Genomic DNA, 21,411 nt, shown 5'->3' on the forward strand with positions numbered 1-21,411 from the left:
CAAAACTGAAGCTTATACATGTCTTATCGGTATCCGTAATATTTGCGGATGAGGTGAGGGCAACCAGCCCATAACCTTCGTTATTGATGGGCTGCGCTTTGCTTCACCTATTCTACGAAAACACATCTGAAAATCAGAAAAACAGATCAATTGATTTAATGTCATGAAGAATTCTCCTATCGTTAACGCCAAGAGCAGGAATTTTGAGCAGCGCCTGGCAAACCTGCCGAAGCCGGCTTATCCGGAAGAGCTCCCGGTAGTAGCTCTACGGCAGGAGATCGCCCAGGCTATTCAGAAAAACCAGGTAGTGATCATCAGCGGCGAGACCGGTTCGGGCAAGACCACACAATTGCCGAAAATCTGCCTGGAACTCGGATGGGGTCTGCACGCGATGATCGGGCATACGCAGCCTCGTCGTATCGCTGCACGAACCGTGGCGGCACGAATCGCTTCAGAGCTCAAGAGTCCGCTGGGGCATGCGGTAGGATACAAGGTGCGCTTTTCGGACAAGGTGAGTCCGGAAACGTATGTCAAGCTCATGACAGACGGCATTCTGCTGGCGGAGACTCAGGGTGATCCGAATTTGCTTGCCTACGATACGATCATCATCGACGAGGCGCACGAACGCAGCCTGAACATCGATTTTCTGCTCGGATATCTCAAGCAACTGCTGCCGCGCCGACCGGATCTGAAGCTGATCGTTACTTCCGCCACCATCAATTCCGAACGATTCTCCGCGCATTTCCATAACGCGCCTGTCATTGAAGTATCCGGCCGCATGTACCCGGTGGAGGTACGTTATCGGCCCATCGAGGCTCCGGCTCGCGCTGCTTCCGCCATCGCGGAAGATCGGAATGAAGACAAGGCCGGGAACAAGACCAGGGATAAAGATAAGGACAGGCAGAAGGATAAACATAAGGATAGGGACAGGGATGAAGGTGACATAGAGCAGGCCATCCTTGATGCAGTGGATGAAATCAATCGCTGCGGGCCGGGGGATGTGTTGGTGTTCCTGCCGGGCGAGCGGGAAATCCGCGATACCGCGGAGGCGTTGCGCAAGCATGCTTTTGGTGGACCTGGCACGGGCCGCGCTGGCGCCGAAATTCTGCCATTGTTCGCGCGCCAGTCCTATGCCGACCAGGAACGGGTTTTCAAACCTGGGGGCAGTAGCTTGCGACGTATCGTGCTTGCCACCAACGTGGCAGAAACTTCATTGACCGTTCCCGGCATTCGCTACGTAATCGATACCGGCGTGGCGCGCATCAAGCGCTACAGCTATCGCAACAAGGTGGAACAGTTGCAGGTGGAGAAGATTTCACGCGCCTCCGCTAATCAGCGCGCGGGACGCTGCGGCCGGGTGATGAGCGGTATCTGTTTCCGGCTTTATTCGGAGCAGGATTATCTTGCCCGCCCGGAATTCACCGACCCGGAAATCCTGCGCTCTTCGCTGGCCGCGGTGATTTTACGCATGAAATCTCTCAAAATTGGATCAATCGAGAATTTCCCTTTCCTCGAACCGCCCCTGCCCCGCATGATTGCGGACGGCTATCAGTTACTGGCTGAACTCGGCGCAGTGGATGAGAGTAACACCCTTACCAGTATCGGTTGGCGGCTGGCTAGGTTTCCCATCGACCCCAGGATTGCGCGCATGATCCTGGCAGCGAAGGAGGAAAACTGCCTGACCGAGATGCTCATCATCGCCTCTGCCCTGAGCGTGCAGGATCCGCGAGACCGTCCGTTCGAGCGGCAGGAAGCCGCTGACCGGGCCCACCAGAGCTTCCAGGACGAGCGCTCCGATTTTCTGGGCTATCTGAAGTTGTGGGATTTCTTTGATGACCTGCTCAAGCATAAGAAATCCAACCGCAAGTTGATCGAGCAATGCCAGGAAAACTTTTTGTCGCATCGCAGAATGCGGGAGTGGCGTGAAGTCCACGGTCAATTGCATACGCTGGTAGTGGAAACAGGATTTAAGCCCAACAAGATACCGGCGAACTACGATGAAATACATCGGGCGCTTCTCGCGGGGTTGCTCGGCAATATCGGCTTCAGGATTGACGAGGATAACGAATACCTCGGAACGCGCGGCATCAAGTTTTCAATTTTCCCGGGTTCCGTGCTGAAAAAGGCCAAACCCAAATGGATCGTCGCTGCAGAGCTGACGGAAACCACCCGGCTTTATGGTCGAGGTGTAGCGAAAATCGATCCCGCCTGGGTGGAAAGGATCGGTGGAAAGTTTTGCAAGAAGCATTATTTCGACCCGCACTGGGAGAAGAAATCAGCGCAGGTATCGGCATTCGAGCGGGTAACCCTGTATGGATTGACAGTAGTACCGAAGCGGCGCGTCTACTACGGAAATATCAACCCGAAAGAAGCACGGGAGATTTTCATACGCTCGGCCCTCGTAGCAGGGGAATACATTACCCAGGCCCCATTTTTTAAGCACAACCACGAGCTTATCGCCAATGTGGCCGCTCTCGAACATAAAACCCGCCGGCCGGATGTGCTGGTAGATGAACAGGAAATTTTCGTGTTCTACGATGGGCTCATCCCCGAGGGAATCAGCAATGGCGCCGCTTTCGAGAAATGGCACAGAGAGGCCGAGCGTGAGAATTCGCGCTTGCTCTACATTCCCAAGGAATACCTGATGCGCCATACGGCGCAGAGCGTAACGGAAGAACGGTTTCCCGATACCATGCTCGTAGACGGCTTCCCCCTGTCACTCACCTATCGCTTCGATCCCGGACATGTGCTGGACGGGGTCACCATTACCGTACCGTTGCCACTGCTGAACAAGCTGGATGCCACGCAATTCGACAGCCTCGTCCCGGGGCTGGTCCGCGAAAAGATAACCTGGTATCTGCGGGCACTCCCCAAGCAGATACGCCGCCACGTTGTACCGGTCCCGGAGTTTGTAACGCAGTTTCTGGAAAGCGCGGAACATGCAGCAGCAACTTCACCCCCTGAACCCTCTCCGTCACTTCTGACCGAAACATTGGCTCGCTTTATCCGGACCAAAACCGGCCTTACCGTTCCACCAGATGCCTGGGACGAAAAACCGCCTTCGCATCTGATGATGAACTACAAAATCGTGGATGATGCGGGGCAAGAGCTGGCAATGAACCGGGATCTGGGCCAATTGAAAACGCAACTCGGGCAAGCGGCACAACTGACATTCTCCCGTTCCGAGTCGGGAGAGCATAATCCCCTTGAACGCGACGATGTAAAACACTGGGATTTCGGTGATCTGCCGCAGGAAATCACCTTCACCCGTGCGGGCAAGAACATGACCGGCTTCCCTGCTCTCGCCGAACGGGATGGAAAAGTAGCGATTCGCCTGTTCGATACGCGCGAAGCGGCAGAGCTCAGCATGCGAGGCGGAGTGCGCCAATTGCTGGGCTTCGAGCTGAAGGAGCAAATGAAACAGCTGGAAAAAGATCTGTCAGGACAGGGGGCAAAGAGTGGAAAGGGCAGATATCTGGCGCAGGCGGCCTTTCAACTGCACACGCTCATCAAGCCTGAGCAGCTCAAGGAAGATATATTGAATGCGGTCGCAGACCGCGCTTTTATCGCGGATGATGCGCTGCCCCGCAGTGAAAAGGAATTTGTCGCCCAGCGCCAGCGTGCCCGCACGCGGCTCCCTGCTGTGTCTGAGGCTCTGGTTCGCATCGTGCAAAACGTTGCCAGTGAGTCCCAGGTATTGATGGCGAGGATTTCTTCAATCGGAGGAACGGGCAAGGTTGGCGTGCAAAAAACCGGCGCAGCAAGTGGCGGTGGTTCTGGTAACCCTGGAGCCGACTTGATGATCCAACTCCGCAACCTCGTTTATCCAGGATTTTTGAGCGCCACCCCTTGGGAACGCTTGCAGCATTTACCGCGTTACCTGAAAGGCATGATCCTCCGCCTGGATAAGTATGACGCCAATCCCGAGCGCGACGCGCGTCACGCTGCTGCCATTGCCGGATTGTGGAACCGGTATGAGCAGCGCCTTGAAAAACATCGCAAGGCGAGGATCGATGATCCCAGGCTCGTTGAATTCCGCTGGCAGATCGAGGAACTGCGTATTTCGCTGTTTGCCCAGGAACTGAAAACACCCTCCCCTGTTTCGGCCAAACGGCTTCAGAAATTATGGGAGGAAATCAATTCAACAGTTTGACGGGTTGGAATCTGGTTTCCTCGACGTGTAACCGGAGCGGTGTTCGATCAAGCAGCCGGTTTCAGCTCCGGAATATTTCGCTCTATCAGATAGTTCGCAGCTACTCTGCATTCCCCGCCGGCAGCAACTTCCACCACTTCTGACCCAGCATTCGCGGTTTCAACGCACACAAAGTGTTCGTAGTCGTCATCCTTCAGGTCGCCCATCTGGGCAGAAATTCTCGCCCAGGGATTCCATACGACAGCAGTCCTGCTGTCGCTCGATTGAATGCGAATCCGGCGATCATAAGCGGTATCGTCGATCACCAACTCTTTCTGCACATCTTGGTAAATGCGATCGACTTCGGAATTGATCGTTATTGCACCTGCCTGGGTTTTTTGAGCGTAGTTGTCGACTTTATCGAGATACGAGACCCCCTCGAGACCGAGAATGGTGATGCGATCGATATGCCCGACCTTGAAATAGGTATGCAAAGCCTGCGTGATTGAAAAAGGCGCGGTATCTTTATTTCGCGTGATCAATTCCAGATTCAGGGAGTTTCCCACTGTAACTTCGAGATCCAGATCGAACGCATGCGGCCAGATCGCCCTTGTTTCCGCTGTATCGCTCAAACCGAGCGTCACCTTGCTGTCGCCATTTCCAGTGGTTTCCGTTTTAATGACGTTCCAGAGGCGGGTACGCACAAAACCATGTACAGGACGCCCTTGCTGTTGCGGATCCGGGCCGAACCAAGGCCAGCAGACGGGAGCGCCGCCCTTGATACCTTTACCTGCCTCATAATATGCAGCCTCGCTCAGGAACATCAGGTTCTGCTCATTTGCAGGTTGAAAAGATAGTACCTGCCCTCCATAAACAGAGATCACTGCGCCACCCTTGGCATTATCGACCCTGATAAAGGGGAACCCTCCTGCCCCCTCCATGAATTTGACCTGCCCGTCGATCCCATGGTTTTTATTCAACTCTTCTATGTTCATTTCATTCCTTATTCGCTTCTGAAGATGCCCTATAGAAGAGGATCATAATGGCACCTGAACATTTTGTCATCAACAGCTGTTTATGCCGGGCGACCCGCATCAGCAGGCCGATCAGCGAAGCAGAACGAGCCTTGGAATTGCTTCCGTACCTATCCAGACAACCGCATTTTGCCCGAATTCCTTTCCAAGCGCCTTAGTTGTCTCCAGATTCAATCCGAGCACGAGAAAGCTTTTTTCCGCCGCCCATGCTCCGGCAGGGTCGATGCCTTCACCCTCGATAATCTGGCTCTGCTGGGCAACATGCCGATCAAGGCTCTTCCGGAGATCCAGGCATGCCTTCATGTTCATTTCATGACTTTCTGCCGCCCCGAAGGGGTTGCAGGCGGTGATGAACGCGGCACACCGATGGCCAGACGCTGCCAGAAGCCTTGCCAGCGGCTCGGAATACTGGTCGACATGCAACGTTATTGCCTCATGGCCTACGCCCGCCCGATAGTAAGCCGAGCGATAGACATAAATGAGATCATCAGGGATTTCAGTGTATGACATGGTATCTCCGGCGAAGCTTCTCATCCCCAAGCCTTTATGATTGCTACATCTACCCATGGATGCAGGGCAGGCAGGGTAAGTTGCAAGCAGTGCAGGAAGAGTTTCTTCTTAAGAAAGGTGGCGGATCACCCTGCAAGGATTTCCTGCAGCGAAAACGTTTGCGGGAATGTTTCTGGTAACAATGCTTCCCGATCCGATCGTCGTGCCCCGTCCGATCGTGACCCCGGGATTGATGATCGCCCCACCGCCAATCCAGACGCTGTCTTCCACGGTAATGGGTGCAGCGGCTTCCAGACCGGTATCACGGTCCTTCGCTGCAAGGGGGTGGGTTGCAGTATAGATCTGCACCGCCGGGCCCAGAAAGACATTATGCCCCATGATGACCTGCGCGCAATCCAGCACGATGCAATTGAAATTGGCGTAAAAGTTATCCCCTACTAGAAGGTTATAACCGTAGTCGCAATAAAAGGGTGGCTCGATATGAAGATTTGACCCCGATGCCCCGAGCAGTTCCCCCAAAATTGCAGATCGTTTTTCAGCCTCCTCCGGAAGGGTGTCATTGAAAACCTTCGCCAATCTTTTGGCACGCTTTCTTTCCTCGACCAGCAGTCGGTCGCTGGAGCGATAGAGTTCTCCATTCAGCATTTTCTGCTTTTCGGTCTTATCGATCACGTCATCTATTATTCAATACAGGCATTTGAATAAGCTTCGGAAAGAAAAAGAAAGAAAGCTTTCTAGAGGAACCACCCGGGGGGAAACACCCGGCGCTGCCGCTTCAGTCAGGTTTCGGACATTCTGCCCGTATGCCGCATCGAGCATGGCTGTTTATTGCTCTCGGGATCATACTTGGCGCCCCAGTGGATGAGCGCATGCAGGGCCGGGGATAAATCCTTTCCTTTTTCCGTGAGCGTATAAATGACTCTTCTTGCATTAAGGGGATCGCGCTGCCTTGAAATGATATTGCACTCCTCCAGTTTTTTCAGACGATCTGAAAGAATATTGGATGCAATTTTTTCGGGTGAAGCGAGAAAATCCCGGAAATGCTGCTTGTCCTTGAACAGTATGTCGCGAATGACAAGCAAAGTCCATTTATCACCCAATATATCCAGCGCGCAGCTAACGGGACAGGAAGAACGCTTGCTCTGATCTTTAGTCATGCTCACATTATGTTTGATTTTCCCGATACGATTCATTTATTATACTTTCAATATGCAACCAAATACGAGAATTGAGACTCTATCTGGTTGCCAATACAATTTTTTCAGCTCGGAACGGCTTTATTTCTCATATGGCTCAGATAACCTGTTATAGCTCGTCCAGGAAAGATCAGGACTTTTTGGATGGACGATATGAGGCTGAAAGGCAGCGACAAGCAAATACAAATCAAGAGGAGTAGATGATGAAGCAAGCGATACAAGCCGGTACCTCGATTCTTGTCCTTGTAGCAACGTTGTACAGCGGTTCGGCGACCGCTCATGGAAAAGTCTCGATGGAGGAAGACAGCTGCATGCGACGGCTTGGCGACAGCAGCATGGTTCATTTAAGCGCCTACCAGCCGCAGTATGAGCCCGCAGATCAATACTGCACCGAAATTCCCAAAGGAGGAAACACGTTTCTGGTGGTCGATCTCGTGGATCCCGCATTACGGGATATTCCCATCGGAATGCGAATTGTGAGAGGAAGCAATGAAACAGAAGATGAAACGGTATCTTATGTCAGGCCCAGCTATCACCCCGATGGGGTGATCAAGGGGGAAACCGCCCTGGACAAGGGGGAGTACACGGTTTTCATAACCGGTGAGGCAGTGCCTCCCGTACGCTACGAATATCCGTTGCGCGTAGAAATGATCAATTACGCAAAAACTTTTCGCGCTGCGGTCGGACCGATGATAGCCGCTCTGCTGCTGACTTTGCTTGGCTACAAGATCATGCAGTCCAAGCGGGTGAGGCAATGGAGATCTTCTCGGGGGTCATAGGCCTCTGGAGTTTTAGCGGTAAGGGTCGGACCTTTGCTCCCATTCCCTAGTAGGTCATGGCATGGAGGATTTTGACCAAAGCTTCCATGCCTGCTCGTCTGACTGGCTGACTAAATCAGTAGTTGAGCCTGGTAGTTGAGCCTTATAAAGGCCCGTCGCTTCTCTTCCTTCATAAGCAAAAATTTAGTGCGGACTCCAGTGGAGACCAATGCTTGCTGATGAGATTGCAAGCATTGGTTTTTTCTCTGCCTCCTGAATTGAAGAATGGCCGTGCTTGACTCCTCCTGGGCATCCTCCAGATACCTTCCCAGGAGGCGTCAACTTGATTCGATGGGCTTATGGTCCCGAGTCAGGCCAGAACCTGCCCGCTTTCTCTTTCTATTCAGAAAAAAGCGGGTATCTTTCAAGCTCAAATCACGGCTTGCCACCATTCCCTTCGCTTCCCCTGGCAAACGCTGTCTAATCCTTGTAGTCTCTGAACCAAAGCCCCTGTATCATCTATGATGCGGAAAATGAGAAAAAATGGCGGGGGACAATGGGACAATAACAATATATCTTCTCTCCGATTTTTAATGCCTGTTCCTCGATATGTTAATAAATAAAGGCATTCCGAGGGCCTGAATTTCCGCATAACTCCAATCTACTTGAAAGGAATAAGTCGTGTGGAGTTCGTAATAGTTAGCTACCCGGCTCGGCGGCCGGTATATGTCGACGGCGATCTGTGCGGCTATACCAATGAAGTCCTGCAGATGGATGCGGGCACGCATAAATTTACCCTGGCCCCTCCAGAAGACTGTGACCCCATCTGTTGCGAGGTCATGGTCAAGGGAACCACTGTTCTGCTTCCCATGAAAGTTGCCTTTATCAAAAAATGGTAGGTATGAGTATCCGACTCGGCACATGCGTGGCTGTGCTTGCTGGAGCCCTATTGTTGAGCGGGTGTGGCTCCTTTCAGGTAAATCCGCCCTTGGCCAGGTACGACCCTTCCTCAGGTTACCGTTTCGAAAAACTGGAGCCGGGAAGCAATAGCGATAAATTGTTTGTCATTCTGGTTTTCTCGGGAGGCGGTACCCGGGCGGCGGCATTATCTTATGGAGTGCTGGAGGCTCTCCGCGACACTCAAATCGAATGGAAAAACCGGAAAATATCGCTGCTGGATGAAGTGGATGTAATTTCGTCGATATCCGGGGGAAGCTTTCCTGCAGCTTATTACGCCCTGTATGGATTGCGGATCTTCGACGAATTCCCGAATCGCTTCCTCTACAGATCCATCCAATCCGAATTGATTGATTCGGCATTGACTCCGGCGGGGCTGTTGAAACTCGGCGGGTCGACCTTCGGGCGCAGTGATCTGGCGGCGGAGTTTTATGATCGGGAGGTATTTGGCGCAGGCACATATGCGGAAGTAATTGCTCGGGCTCGACGACCTTTTGTGATCCTGAATGCCACGGATATGACGACGGGAACGCAATTTCCCTTTACCCAGGACCAGTTTGATCTTTTATGCTCCGACCTGTCAGGAATTTCACTGGGGCGGGCAGCAGCCGCATCCTCGGCGTATCCGGGAGGACTTACGCCCCTCACTTTTAAAAACTATGCGGGCAAATGCGGCTACCGTCAGCCTGAATGGGTGGATCTTGCCGTTCAGGATCATAAGTCGCGCCTCAATATACGTCGGGCCGCGCGCGCGGAAAACAGGCTTTCGTATACCGCGACCGACCTCAACCCGCGTAAATACATCCACTTGACCGATGGCGGCGTGGCCGACAATATCGGGTTGCGGGAGCCGCTCGCGGCGATCACCAGTTTAAATAATTCCTGGAGCGTGCTTCGCCTGATAAATCAGAAGAAAGTGGACAAACTGGTGGTAATCGTGGTGAATGCCGGCACAAACCCAACTACCCGCCGGGATCAGAGGCCAGAGGTTCCCGGGCTCGTTGATACGCTGACTGCCGCAGCCGTGGTCCCGTTGGGCAATTATTCATTCGATACTCTCGAATTGTTGCGGCAAACGGTTAACGAGTTCAACGAATCGATGCGCCTGGTATCCGGATGCAAGGAGTTGGCTGCCAGCAAAGGCCCGCGATGCGAGCTGGATATTCCCGTACCGCACCAGATTGAATTTTTTCCGATCGAGGTGGCGTTTGAATACATCCAAGCCGTCGACGAGCGAAACTGGTTCAAAAATCTTCCAACCACCCTGGAATTGCCTCGGGAAACGGTAGATAAACTACGGAAGGTCGGACAGCAAATACTCAGCGAAGATCCCGAGTTCAAAAGACTGATGGAAGTGTTGCATGGATGCATTCCATTCGCGGGACAGGGTTGCTGATGAAAAATTCGATGGAAATCACGCGCCAGCTCACCAAAAAAGAAAGGGAAGAAATATGACGAAGATTCTCGGATTCGCCGCGCACGCCCCCGGGCAGAAACTCGAACCATTCACTTATGACGCCGGGCCTCTCGCGCCGGAGGAAGTGGAAATTGCGGTGGAGCATTGTGGTCTTTGTCATTCCGATCTTTCAATACTGAATAATGACTGGGGTATCACGCAGTATCCCGTTATTCCGGGGCACGAAGCCATTGGCCGGATTGTCGCGATGGGAGAACAGGCAAAGGGATTGCAAATCGGCCAGCGGGTAGGCGTTGGCTGGAATGCGGGCAGCTGCATGCACTGCCATGAATGCATGAGCGGCGATCACAACCTTTGTACCAGAGCCACCGCGACAATCATCGGGCATTACGGGGGATTTGCCGACAAAGTGCGAGCCCACTGGGCGTGGACGATTCCCATACCTGAGACCCTTGAAAGTTCCTCCGCAGGCCCGTTACTTTGCGGAGGAATTACTGTATTTGCGCCCCTTGCGGCCTATGTAAAACCGACCGATCATGTAGGTGTCGTTGGCATTGGCGGCCTTGGTCATCTCGCCCTGCAATTTGCGCATGCCTGGGGTTGCGAAGTTACGGCCTTCTCTTCCAATCCCTCAAAGGCGGAAGAAATGCGCACCCTCGGTGCCCATCGTGTTCTCTCCAGTCGTAAGAGCGGCGAAATTCGCTCGGCAGCACGCTCGCTCGACTTTCTGCTGGTGACCGTCAATGTCCCCCTTGACTGGGCATTGCTGCTCCAGACGCTGAAACCGAAGGGACGCATGCATCTCGTTGGCGCAGTGCTCGAACCCCTGCCTATCCCCGCTTTCGAGCTTCTGAGCGGACAGAAGAATGTTTCAGGGTCACCGACGGGTGGGCCTGCGATGATGGCGGATATGCTGGATTTTGCCGCCCGTCACGGCATTCAGCCTCAGGTAGAGCGTTTTCCCATGAGCAGGGTCAATGAAGCGGTTGCACATCTGGCTGCTGGAAAAGCGCGCTACCGCATAGTCCTGGATGCGAATTTCAATCGGGAGCACCCAGGAAGTGCGAATGCATGATCGGCCGCTTCTTAGCAATTCAACCGTCACTTCATTCGGACACGAGGGCGCCCAAATTCCGTAATGTTACGCAGGGTGATTTCCCGGTCCCGATAATACCAATAGTTTTATTGCGGCATTTCAAAGCCAAGCAGTCCCTGGACGGCACTGAGGGTCAGCATCAACGCGACCATATGCTCTGCGGCTGAATGTGGCAAATAGGCAGGTACCCGCCCCCATGAATTCCCCATTGCGCTTGCGGGCTGAAATTGGTTTCCTGCCTGCTTGTTCCTTCTTCGGGATGTTGAAATCCGGTTTGGAGGCTCACGGCAAGCTCTTCCGCAAGCTAAGGGGAGGATGAACAGCATGCCTGCATCTGAACCGGAGGGCATTTAATGGACCCGAAGGAACAAAAGACGCAGCAATCACCCGGACGAGGCTGCAACAGCGTCTTGCAGTCTTCGCATTCATAATAAAACTGGCAGGCGTCGACTGGCATGATTTCTCGCTTGACGTACTTACAGTAAGGGCACGTCAGTTCCGATTCCAGATGAAGTGGGTTATTCATCAAAAGAATTCCCGGGAGTGGTAAAAAATTGTGGCAGCATATCCTCCAGTTTACTGCCGCTTCTACTGCTTCGCTTCCTCCGCCATCTGACGGTGAGACTCCGCCATCCTCCTGTTTTCCTCCGCAGCTTCCTCATAGATGTGAGCAAGTGCCTGGGCATGCTCTTTCACATCAATGGTTTTCCTGCCATAGTAATATCCGTGTTTCCGATATTCGGTCAGGTATCTTTTCTGCTCATCTGCTCTCGCCTGCATGGCTTCCGCTGCCGCCTGATAGTGTCGAGCCAGGACGTAATGATCCTTAGCGGTTTTTGCGTTCCGAATAGCGCTTGTCATATCCATGGGATGGGAATCGATGTGAGCGCAGGACATGAGAGTCAAGCCTGTTAGAATTACAAAAAATAAGCGAATTTTCATTTGCCATCTCTCTGTTGGCTGGTCCGAAAATAATATAGCACTGTAAGTTATAGCAGCATTCCGCAACTTTGACGCAGGTACCCGAATGAAAATCTGGCCAGGCACTCCCTACCCCCTTGGTGCGACATACGATGGAGCGGGAACCAATTTCTCCCTGTTTTCCGAGGCGGCGGAACGCGTCGAACTATGCCTGTTCGATGAAGCCGGTCGTGAAACCAGGGTGAATTTGCCCGAGGTGACAGGATACTGCTGGCACGGCTACCTGCCGGGCGTAGAGCCTGGACAGCGTTACGGTTTTCGGGTGCATGGGCCGTGGTCCCCGGAGCAAGGTAATCGCTGTAATTCCGCGAAGCTGCTGCTCGATCCGTATGCAAAAGGGATCGATGGCGACATTACCTGGGATGAAGCTGTATTCCCCTATCTTTTCGATGACCGCGATGCACGGAATGACAAGGATAGCGCGCCTTTCATGCCCCGCAGCATCGTTCATCAGCCGTTTTTCGATTGGTCCGGCGATCGTCAACTCCAGCGCCCCTGGCACGAAACAGTCATTTATGAGTTGCATGTCAAGGGCTTCACCGCACAGCATCCCGACATACCCCCTGAACTGCGGGGCACTTATGCGGGGCTCGCACACTCTGCCTCTATCGATTATCTGAAACAGCTTGGGGTCACGGCTGTCGAGCTGTTGCCAGTGCACTACTTTGTGCAGGACAAACATCTCCTGGATCAGGGTTTGCGCAACTACTGGGGTTATAACTCCATTGCCTATTTTGCTCCCCATAGCGCCTACGCCGCGGACAAGCGTCCGGGAGCCGCAAGCGCCGAATTCAAGCAAATGGTCAAGGCCCTGCATCAAGCCGACATAGAAGTTATCCTCGATGTGGTGTACAACCATACTGCGGAAGGCAACGATCTCGGGCCGGTGTTATGCCTGAAGGGAATCGACAACGCCTATTATTACCAGCTCATGGAAGATCGGCGCTACTACAGGGATTACACAGGCACAGGCAACTGCCTCAATATGAGGCAACCGCATGTGCTGCAACTGATCATGGATTCGCTTCGCTATTGGGTTCTGGAAATGCACGTCGATGGCTTCCGCTTCGATCTCGCATCCGCGCTCGCACGCGAACTCCATGAAGTGCAAATGCTGAATGCATTTTTCAACATTATCCAGCAGGATCCTGTTACAAATCAGGTCAAGCTGATCGCGGAACCCTGGGACCTGGGGGAAGGCGGTTACCAAGTGGGGAAATTCCCGTCAGGCTGGTCTGAATGGAACGGCAAGTACCGGGACTGTATCCGCAATTTCTGGCGCACCCAGGAACCTACTTTAAGTGAATTCGCTTATCGCTTTACCGGAAGCTCAGACCTTTACGAGGGGAATTCGCGTCATCCTTTTGCAAGCATCAATTTTGTCACCTCGCACGACGGTTTCACATTGCGGGATCTTGTCTCCTATAACGAAAAACACAACCTGGCCAATGGCGAGGACAACAGGGATGGCACTGACGACAACCGTTCCTGGAACTGCGGTGTCGAAGGGCCTACGGATGACATGGAAGTGCTTACGCTTCGCGCCCGGCAGCAGCGCAATTTTCTGGCTACCCTGGTATTGTCTCAGGGCGTGCCCATGTTGCTGGCAGGGGATGAATTGGGTCGCACCCAGCAGGGAAACAATAATGCGTACTGCCAGGACAACGAAATTTCCTGGGTGGATTGGGGGAAGGTGGATACCGGTTTACAGGAATTCACCAGACGCCTTGCTCGCTTCCGCCGTGATCACCCGGTCTTCCGCCGACGCCGGTGGTTTCAGGGGCAACCCATTCACGGTGGGGGCCAGGACGATATTGCGTGGTTCAATTACATGGGAGAACAGGCGAGCGAGGAATTATGGGGGAATGGGGGAATTCAAAGCCTGGGAATTTTTCTCAACGGAGACAGTTTCCCGAATCCCAATGCTCGAGGGGAGCCGGTAAAGGATGACAGCTTCTACCTGATTTTCAACGCACATTTCGAGCCGATCGATTTCGTCCTGCCCCCCAACCACTGGGGGCTACGCTGGTTGAGAATACTCGACACCAACGAGGGCTGGGTAGAGAATGCAGCGGATCAGCCCGGGCTCGAAGCCGGATCCGCTTTGTCAGTCGCCGCCCGGTCACTGGTGCTTTTGCAGCGGCAGGCATGAAACCCTCTCATCAGGATGAGCCTCTGCAAATATCCCCGCTTCATCCCGTTGTCTGCTCGAAAGGGGATAGCAACGCATAAGGAAACGTCCCGAAAAGGTGAGCCAACCCAAACTTCCCACATGCCTCCTCCGTCCTCTGGGTGGCAAGAATCTCGCCAGTCAACACATTGATCCACTTCTCGCGCAACTCGTCTGAAGGCAGTTCCACCCAGGTGTCGGTCCAGATGGATTTGCCGACTGGGAACCTGTGTTGTTCTCCGATGAGCTTACCGAGCAATCGCGGTACGGCAACGACAATAATTTCATTTTCCCGGCGCCGTGCAAACACGCATACATGTTCGCTGCAGTCTCCATGCGCTTTTAGCGGCAGGTAGTCGCCGTCGCGGAAAAGCTGTTCGTGCTCGCGGCGGAACGTGAGCGCTTTCCAGGTCAGATAGAGCTTGATCCTGCCGTCCCGCAGGTTCTCCATCAGATGCTGGGCGCATGCCCCGGGACCTTCTTCAGCATGCATCGAGCGGATGGCCTGCAAGGACCTGCGACGCGCCGTGTAGTCCACAGGACGCCTGTTGTCCGGGTCCACGAGGCTGAAATCCCAGGTTTCATTGCCCTGGTAGATGTCTGGTACTCCCGGTGAGGTCAGTTTGAGTAACACTTGTGACAAGCTGTTGAAGGCACCCACCCATGCAACCCGCTGCTGGAAAGGCAGAAAGTCGCGCAGGAACAGATTGGTGGGCTGCTCGGAGAGAAGTGCATGCACGAAGTCCTGCATTGCTGCCTCATATTCGCTATCAGGGTTGATCCAGGAACTGTTCACCTTCGCTTCTCGCGCGGCCTTGCGCATATAGGCAACTACGCGGTCGGACAGGTTTGCCAATTCCTCGGCATGCGGTGTGTCGAAAGGCCATATGCCCAGCAATATCTGGTATAGCAGGTACTCGTCATTCCGGCTCGGCGCATAAGTGTTGTCCAGCTCCCAACGGCTGCTGCGATTGAGCCTGTTCCATCGTTTAAGAGCCTGTGCCCACTGATCGGGTATTTCGGAGAGAACGCTTATGCGCGCCCGCACATCCTCCGACCGCTTGCTGTCGTGACTTGAAGTGGACAGCATGGCATGCGGCCAATGGCTCGCTCGCTCCTGATTCTCCCGGTGAAAGGCTGCGAGGGACACCCCGAACCGCTGCGGCTCGTTGCCGACCTCGTTGAGCGATACCAGCCGGTTGTATTGATAGAAGGTCGTATCCTCCATCGCTTTGGCCATTACCGGGCTGGTGTACTGCTGGAACTTCATGGCAAAGGTGCATATGGCGTTCCTGTATGCTTCGGCTTGACCTTTGGCCTGCCGTCCCAGCAATACATCCCGCACGAAATCGAAGATGGTGGTATCAACCGCCTGACTGCGCTTCTTGGCTACCTCAACCGCCCAGTCGGCGTAGCGGACATCATCAGCAGAACTTTCACAATCGGATACATAAGTACGATAGACAGGAAAATTGGCGACAACCTGGGCAAGTGCGCTGTGCTGACTGTTGAAGGTGAAATCGCATGTACGGCGGTCGCCCTTGGCGATACGTGCCAATTGTATTGCCAGTACCTGAAGCTCACCTGCCAGCGCACGATCCATGATCAGATGCTTGTTCGCCCGTATCATTGCATCGAGATCCGGACGTGCCCGGATAAAACGCTCATAGATGCGGGTAAACTCCCCGGCGGCGTGGGTGTCGACAAAAAGACCGGTGCAAGCCGCGGCAAAGTCGTATCCCGTAGTGCCGTGGATGGACCAGGCCTTCGGAAGATGTTCATATGACGCAAGTATTTTCTCTGCGACGATATAGAGCGACTTGGCGCCGTCCTTCACCGTTCCCGGAAACAGTGCTGCCGCAGCCATCGCCTGCAAGCGCTCGAAGTATTCCTGGGGCGCGTATAAACCATCCGGATGATCGATGCGTAATCCGCTTACATAGCCGCGCGCGATCAGTTCACGAACCAGGCGGTGCGTGCTTTCGAATACTTCCGGGTTGTCCATGCGCAGCGCCGCCAGATCATTGATGTCGAAGAAGCGGCGGTAATTGATTTCGTCCGCTGCCGCACGCCAGAAAGCCAGGCGATAGGCCTGGACGGCCAGCAGTTCATGTAGCAGATCGAAATTCCTGGGTTGCCCCGGTGCGTCACCGTTGAATAGAGTGATATTTTCCTGGACGAACTGGGCGATGTCGGCGCTCTTCACGAACAGTGAAGCCAGATGGCGCTTGTGTATCTCCTTGTCGCGTACCCGCTCCGCGACCGCATCGGGGGAAACGCGCTCTCGCAGCGGCAAATGGGTTAATGCCGTAATCAGGGACTGGAGTTCCAGAAACTCCGGGTGCTGCTCCCCCAGTCGCATCTCGAGCCTTCTCAGATCATGCCCAAGAATACGGGGATATTCACGCGGATCTACAGGAAACCTGTGCTCATGATAAAAAACACTGAAGGAGCCTTGTTCGATGTCGAACGCGAGTTTGAGCTCCCCGTTCTCCAGAACGGTGCCATAGTGATCGCCCAGAACAGGGAGCAGCACCTGGCCCGGCAGGTGCTCTCCCATCACGTACCAGTCGATGTCAAAATAGCTGGCAAAGCGGGATGCCGGACCGTTTTCCAGTACATCCAGCCACCATTCGTTATCAACGCCGGTGATGCACATGTGATTGGGCACCACATCCATGATCTGGCTCATTCCATGGCGCTTCAAGACAGCGGCAAACCGCTCAAAGTCGCGGGCGCTCGTGATCTCCGGATTGAGCCTGCCGTGGTCGGTTACGTCATAGCCATGGATGCTGCCGGGGCGCGCTTTGAGGAGGGGCGAAAGATAGCAATGACTGATGCCCAGCTCATCCAGGTATGGGATCAGTTCCGTTGCCTGCCTCAGATTGAAGTCCCGATTCAATTGCAAGCGGTAAGTTGCCCTGGGAATCTGCACTTGTACATCCTGCGCGACCTCACCCTCTGAGGAGGAGGGCGCTTGCGACAAGGGGCGTTCCCGGCGCAATGCCAGGATTATCCCCTGCAGCCAGGCGCTTCCCTGCCACTCCTCCAGATTGAGGGGCAGTTTGAGACGCCAGGATGGATAAGTGTCTCCTGTCGCCCCGGGCAGATTCGGTTGCTCAAGTACTCCGAAGCCATCTTCGAGCTGCAGCAGCAGAAGTTTGGACGGTGCACGGGCCAGATAGGTGTACACTGCTGCGGCGAGTTCCGCCGTCATCTCTGGAAAGCCGACCTGATGAAGTCCTCCTCTCGACGGCAATACGCCTTCCCCTTCCAATGCCACCAGGAGCTGTGCACGGTCTGCCGCTCGCTCCACGATTTGCCTGTTCCGCATCTCATCTTCGGGAAACAGATGGTGACGATCGCGCAAATCAATATCGAGCCCTTGCCAGAATCCTGCCAGAGTCGGAAGGTCATGGGTTGTTACCGCCACTACGGCATTTGCCGGGTACGCCTGCGGTGGCTTCAATCGTCCGCCATCAACCCGCTCGAAATATAATAACCGTGTGGACATCACGTTTGCGGGATGCAAGGCTTCACGTACTTCAGGGGGTACTGTACCCAAATCTTCACCTATCACCAGGCAGCGGTTGCGCTGGCTCTCCAGTGCCAATATGCTCAGCATATCTTCAAAGGGATAGCGTATGTAGGCCCCCTCCGTTGCAGGCAGCCCCCGCACCACCCAGAACAGGCGGCGCAGGCCCATTACGTGATCTATGCGCAGTGAACCGCTGTCGCGCATGTTGGCGCGCAGCACTTCAATGAAAGGCGCATAAGCGGATGAAGTAAGCTGGTGAGGAATCCAGGGCGGCAAGCCCCAATTCTGCCCCAGACGGTTGAAGTCATCGGGTGGCGCCCCTGCACTGGCTTCAAGTGCATAGAGTTCACGGCGGGACCACGTTGCCCCGCCCCCTTCCGCTACCCCGATCGCCAGATCGAACATTAGACCAATATTGAGTCCTACTTCCCATGAGCGTGTGCCCACTGAGCCCAGTTGCAGGGAAACCTGCCACTGCAGGTATTCGAAATATTCCACGCGCTCGAGATGAGCTTCGCGGAACGCGGTCACTTCCGGAGCTTCGGGATCGCGGTATGCTTCGGGCCACACCCGCCACCCCCATACAGAGCTATCCTCTGCCCGGAAATATTCCTGAAGCGCCTCGAACAGTGCCTGCTTGCGAAGAACCTCGCCGTGCTCAGCCTGGAAAGCACGAAAAACACGAGCGCGATCGGTATTTCGCGCCAGATGGGTATTACGGAAATACCGGTAAAGGGAGACGAGAACCTCCGATTTTGCCTCCGCAACGCCTCTGTAATCCACCTGTTCGGTAGCACGAAGCGCGCGCAGCCGCGCCTGGAATTCCGGCGCGAGCACTATCGAACGTGCTTCCTCGCATTCCGCAAACTCGGGTATGGCTTCCACATCCAGATAAAGCGGGTTGAACCAGGTGCGGCTGGAGGGGCTGTAGGGACTGGTGTGTTCCGGAGCATCGGGAAATAACGCATGAAGCGGGTTGAGCAGGAGCGTGCTTCCCCCTGCGCTGGCATAGAATTCGACCAGGCGCCGAAGATCGCTGAAATCCCCGATGCCATAATTGCGCTGGGAACGAATCCCATATAACTGGAGGGCAGGGCCCCACACCCGCCTCGGACCTTCGAGACCGGGCGGCCAATAACAGGTGGCAGGAGCCATGATAAACGGCATTTCAGCCAGAGCGAGGCCATCGCTCTTTTCGATGAAAAGCCGGTGATACCCTGGTTCCACAGAGAGATCCAGCACCAGAATCCGCCGCACGAATTCCTGCTCACCAGGATCATCGAAACTGCCGAAATTGCCAGGAGCGGTGAAGCGATAACGCTCGACCTCCTCCAGGGCATCAGGAATAAATTCGTCGTGGTCTTCGGTCCCGGATTCCCTGCACAAGCGCCAGCGATAGCGCCCTTTGCCCTCGAGGGCCGGTAGTGCGACTGCAATACGATAGGGTCGCATCCACTCCCGCACCACTTGTACGGGTGGCAACACATGCTCCCATTTGCGCCTTATAAAAATGTGCAGGGACGCTGAAATTTCCTCTTCGGTGGCCGCTGCAACCCCCATTGCCCCGAGTAGAGCGCGCTTTGCGTCCTGTGAAGTGTAGCGGGTATTTCCCCAGATATCGCTGTAGCAGGGCAGCACGCCATATAATTCGCACAGCTGGTCAAGCGGATTGCTCATGCTTCTCCCTCGAATATTTCCTTGTGCTTTCCCTTCATTTCAGTTTCGGCGGTTGTTATCCGGTAAAACTGCCTTTACTTTTATCGGCAGCCGGTTCAAGCATCCAGACTACCGAACGAGGCGCCAGCATACTTTTCACCGGGATACTTTTGGTTGTTCGGGAAGATGGGGGTATTGCACCGGGTGAGGCAAACACGATCTGCCCGCCGAACCGGGGAGCCGCCACGCTCTCGTCGGAAAAATTCGCCAATAGCCGCAAGGTGGAATCGTCGCCCAACTGCCAGCAGACCCACAGGCATTTAGGCGCGAATACCTCAAAATGTGCCGAATTACCCTTCATTCCGCGAAGGCGCGGTACGATAATTTCGCTGCGAAGTTTCATAAGGTTGCGGTAATACTCCAGCCAGGCAAAGTGAGCTTCATTCCTGAGTAAATCCCAATCGATTTTCGAGATAAGAAAAGTCTGAACAGCATTCGGGTCCGGTATCGCTGTCTCGTCCATGTCTTGCGTAAAATGCGCAAAGCGGGCAAATTCCCTGCGTCGCCCCTGTGTCACAGCTTCGCGCAGCTCCGGTCCGAAGTCGCAGAAAAACAGGAAAGGCGATTTTGCGGCAAACTCCTCGCCCATGAACAGCATGGGAATGCCGGGAGCCAGCAAATAGATGGCTGCCGCCATACGTGTCAACGCTTCCTCGCCAATATGACTAATACGCTCGCCAAATGCACGGTTGCCCGCCTGGTCGTGGGATTGCAGAAAGGAAATGAAAGCCTGGGGCGGCAGATGAATGCTCGCCTCTCCACGCGCCATATCGTCGCGATAAACGGATATCTCTCCCTGATAGGCAAACCCTTCCGCCAGGCAGCGCCCGAGATGGCGTACCGGATTGTCGGCATAATCCACATAGTATCCATCGCCCTCCTGTGTAGAAAGCACATGCAGAGCGTGGTGAATATCGTCGTTCCACTGCGCGTCGTACCAACTATTTGTCAGATAGCGGGCATTGTTGGCATCGTTTTCCAGGATCAGATGCACGTGGCGCTCTGTACCGACCTCGGCACGAACACGCTCCGCCAGTTCGACAAGGATGTGCGGACTGGAATGGTCGATGATCGCGTGGACTGCATCGAGCCGCAGGCCGTCGAAATGATACTCTTGCAGCCAATACAACGCGTTGTGGATGAAAAACTCGCGTACCCGTCCACTTGCGGGGCCATCGAAATTTATTGCCGCACCCCACGGAGTGTGATGGCGCCCAGTAAAGAATTCCTTTGCATAAAGGTGAAGATAGTTTCCTTCCGGCCCGAAGTGATTGTAGACGACATCGAGCAGAATCATCAGTCCCCGTTCATGCGCGGCCTGAACCAGTTCCTTGAGATCCTCCGGACGTCCGTAACGGCTATCCGGCGCGTAAAGCAGAACGCCGTCATAGCCCCAGTTTCGTGAGCCCGGAAAATCGGCAACCGGCATGAGCTCAATGGCGGTCACACCGAGTTCGACCAGATAGTCCAGTCTCTGGGAGACGCCCTTGAAGGTTCCTTCGGGCGAGAACGTGCCTACATGCAGCTCATAGATGACGGCTTCTTCCCATGGCCGTCCACGCCATTTCGCATCCTGCCAGGCGAAGGCCGAAGGATCGATCACCTCACTTAAACCATGCACATCATCCGGATTGAAGCGCGAAGCGGGATCGGGCACGCGGGCACCGTTCACATCGAACCCATAGCGTATTCCCGCTCCCGCTTCCGCTACAGTCGACTCGAACCATCCTCCTGCGCGGGGAGTCATGGGGAGTGCCCGTTCGGGCTTCTCATTCGTCCGTCCGTCTGCAAGGCACAATCCCACCTGTTTGCAACCAGGCGCCCAAAGACGGAAGCGCACTCCGTGGTCCGTGATTTGAGTGCCATAAGGCATGTCGTGAAGTCGTGTCAGCACGCCTTTCCCTCT

Annotated in this window: 14 protein-coding genes; 6 read left to right on the plus strand and 8 right to left on the minus strand. The window is 54.4% G+C overall.

Translation table 11 applies throughout. From position 1 onward, the window contains the following. Positions 1-163: 163 nt before the first annotated feature. The gene (hrpA, locus tag NMUL_RS07320) at positions 164-4,153 is read left to right on the plus strand and encodes an ATP-dependent RNA helicase HrpA (protein ID WP_011380732.1); all 3,990 of its coding nucleotides are present in this window, start codon (positions 164-166) and stop codon (positions 4,151-4,153) included. Between the two features lie 47 nt (positions 4,154-4,200). Here hrpA and NMUL_RS07325 read toward each other — a convergent pair whose 3' ends face one another. The 4 genes from NMUL_RS07325 to NMUL_RS07340 all read right to left on the minus strand — a co-directional run bounded on the left by NMUL_RS07325 (position 4,201) and on the right by NMUL_RS07340 (position 6,833). Further along, positions 4,201-5,127 (minus strand): D-hexose-6-phosphate mutarotase, encoded by a 927-nt coding sequence (locus tag NMUL_RS07325; RefSeq protein ID WP_011380733.1) that lies wholly within the window; start codon positions 5,125-5,127, stop codon positions 4,201-4,203. A 111-nt stretch (positions 5,128-5,238) separates the two neighbouring features. Further along, complete coding sequence (locus tag NMUL_RS07330; protein ID WP_011380734.1) at positions 5,239-5,676, minus strand: DUF3293 domain-containing protein; 438 nt, start codon at positions 5,674-5,676, stop codon at positions 5,239-5,241. A 108-nt stretch (positions 5,677-5,784) separates the two neighbouring features. Next, positions 5,785-6,348, minus strand: a complete 564-nt coding sequence (locus NMUL_RS07335) for a sugar O-acetyltransferase (RefSeq protein ID WP_011380735.1) — start codon at positions 6,346-6,348, stop codon at positions 5,785-5,787. Positions 6,349-6,455: 107 nt separating this feature from the next. After that, positions 6,456-6,833, minus strand: coding sequence for a winged helix-turn-helix transcriptional regulator (locus tag NMUL_RS07340; protein ID WP_041353012.1), 378 nt, complete (start codon positions 6,831-6,833; stop codon positions 6,456-6,458). Positions 6,834-7,072: 239 nt separating this feature from the next. Between NMUL_RS07340 and NMUL_RS07345 the strand changes: the two genes are divergently transcribed. From NMUL_RS07345 to ahr, 4 genes are all read left to right on the plus strand, one after another. Beyond that, positions 7,073-7,651 (plus strand): hypothetical protein, encoded by a 579-nt coding sequence (locus tag NMUL_RS07345; RefSeq protein ID WP_041352450.1) that lies wholly within the window; start codon positions 7,073-7,075, stop codon positions 7,649-7,651. Positions 7,652-8,313: 662 nt separating this feature from the next. Further along, on the plus strand, positions 8,314-8,529 hold the full coding sequence (locus NMUL_RS07350; RefSeq protein WP_041352451.1) for a hypothetical protein: 216 nt from the start codon (positions 8,314-8,316) through the stop codon (positions 8,527-8,529). A gap of 2 nt (positions 8,530-8,531) precedes the next feature. After that, positions 8,532-9,983, plus strand: a complete 1,452-nt coding sequence (locus NMUL_RS07355; RefSeq protein WP_049783088.1) for a patatin-like phospholipase family protein — start codon at positions 8,532-8,534, stop codon at positions 9,981-9,983. A gap of 55 nt (positions 9,984-10,038) precedes the next feature. Next, the gene (ahr, locus tag NMUL_RS07360; RefSeq protein WP_011380739.1) at positions 10,039-11,079 is read left to right on the plus strand and encodes an NADPH-dependent aldehyde reductase Ahr; all 1,041 of its coding nucleotides are present in this window, start codon (positions 10,039-10,041) and stop codon (positions 11,077-11,079) included. Between the two features lie 325 nt (positions 11,080-11,404). Here ahr and NMUL_RS16320 read toward each other — a convergent pair whose 3' ends face one another. Further along, positions 11,405-11,626, minus strand: a complete 222-nt coding sequence (locus NMUL_RS16320) for a GDCCVxC domain-containing (seleno)protein (protein WP_074772360.1) — start codon at positions 11,624-11,626, stop codon at positions 11,405-11,407. Between the two features lie 62 nt (positions 11,627-11,688). After that, positions 11,689-11,997 carry a hypothetical protein gene (locus tag NMUL_RS07370; RefSeq protein ID WP_238529771.1) on the minus strand — a complete coding sequence of 103 codons (309 nt, stop codon included), beginning with the start codon at positions 11,995-11,997 and terminating at the stop codon, positions 11,689-11,691. 130 nt (positions 11,998-12,127) lie between these two features. Between NMUL_RS07370 and glgX the strand changes: the two genes are divergently transcribed. Beyond that, complete coding sequence (glgX, locus tag NMUL_RS07375) at positions 12,128-14,233, plus strand: glycogen debranching protein GlgX (protein ID WP_011380740.1); 2,106 nt, start codon at positions 12,128-12,130, stop codon at positions 14,231-14,233. A gap of 40 nt (positions 14,234-14,273) precedes the next feature. Here the strand turns inward: glgX and NMUL_RS07380 are convergent, their stop codons facing one another. Together NMUL_RS07380 and treZ are read right to left on the minus strand one after the other, a co-directional pair. After that, positions 14,274-19,466 carry a malto-oligosyltrehalose synthase gene (locus tag NMUL_RS07380; protein ID WP_011380741.1) on the minus strand — a complete coding sequence of 1,731 codons (5,193 nt, stop codon included), beginning with the start codon at positions 19,464-19,466 and terminating at the stop codon, positions 14,274-14,276. A gap of 55 nt (positions 19,467-19,521) precedes the next feature. After that, complete coding sequence (gene treZ / locus NMUL_RS07385; protein WP_011380742.1) at positions 19,522-21,399, minus strand: malto-oligosyltrehalose trehalohydrolase; 1,878 nt, start codon at positions 21,397-21,399, stop codon at positions 19,522-19,524. Between the last annotated feature and the right edge of the window lie 12 nt (positions 21,400-21,411).

The sequence above is a fragment of the Nitrosospira multiformis ATCC 25196 genome, assembly GCF_000196355.1.
GTDB classification, from domain to species: domain Bacteria; phylum Pseudomonadota; class Gammaproteobacteria; order Burkholderiales; family Nitrosomonadaceae; genus Nitrosospira; species Nitrosospira multiformis.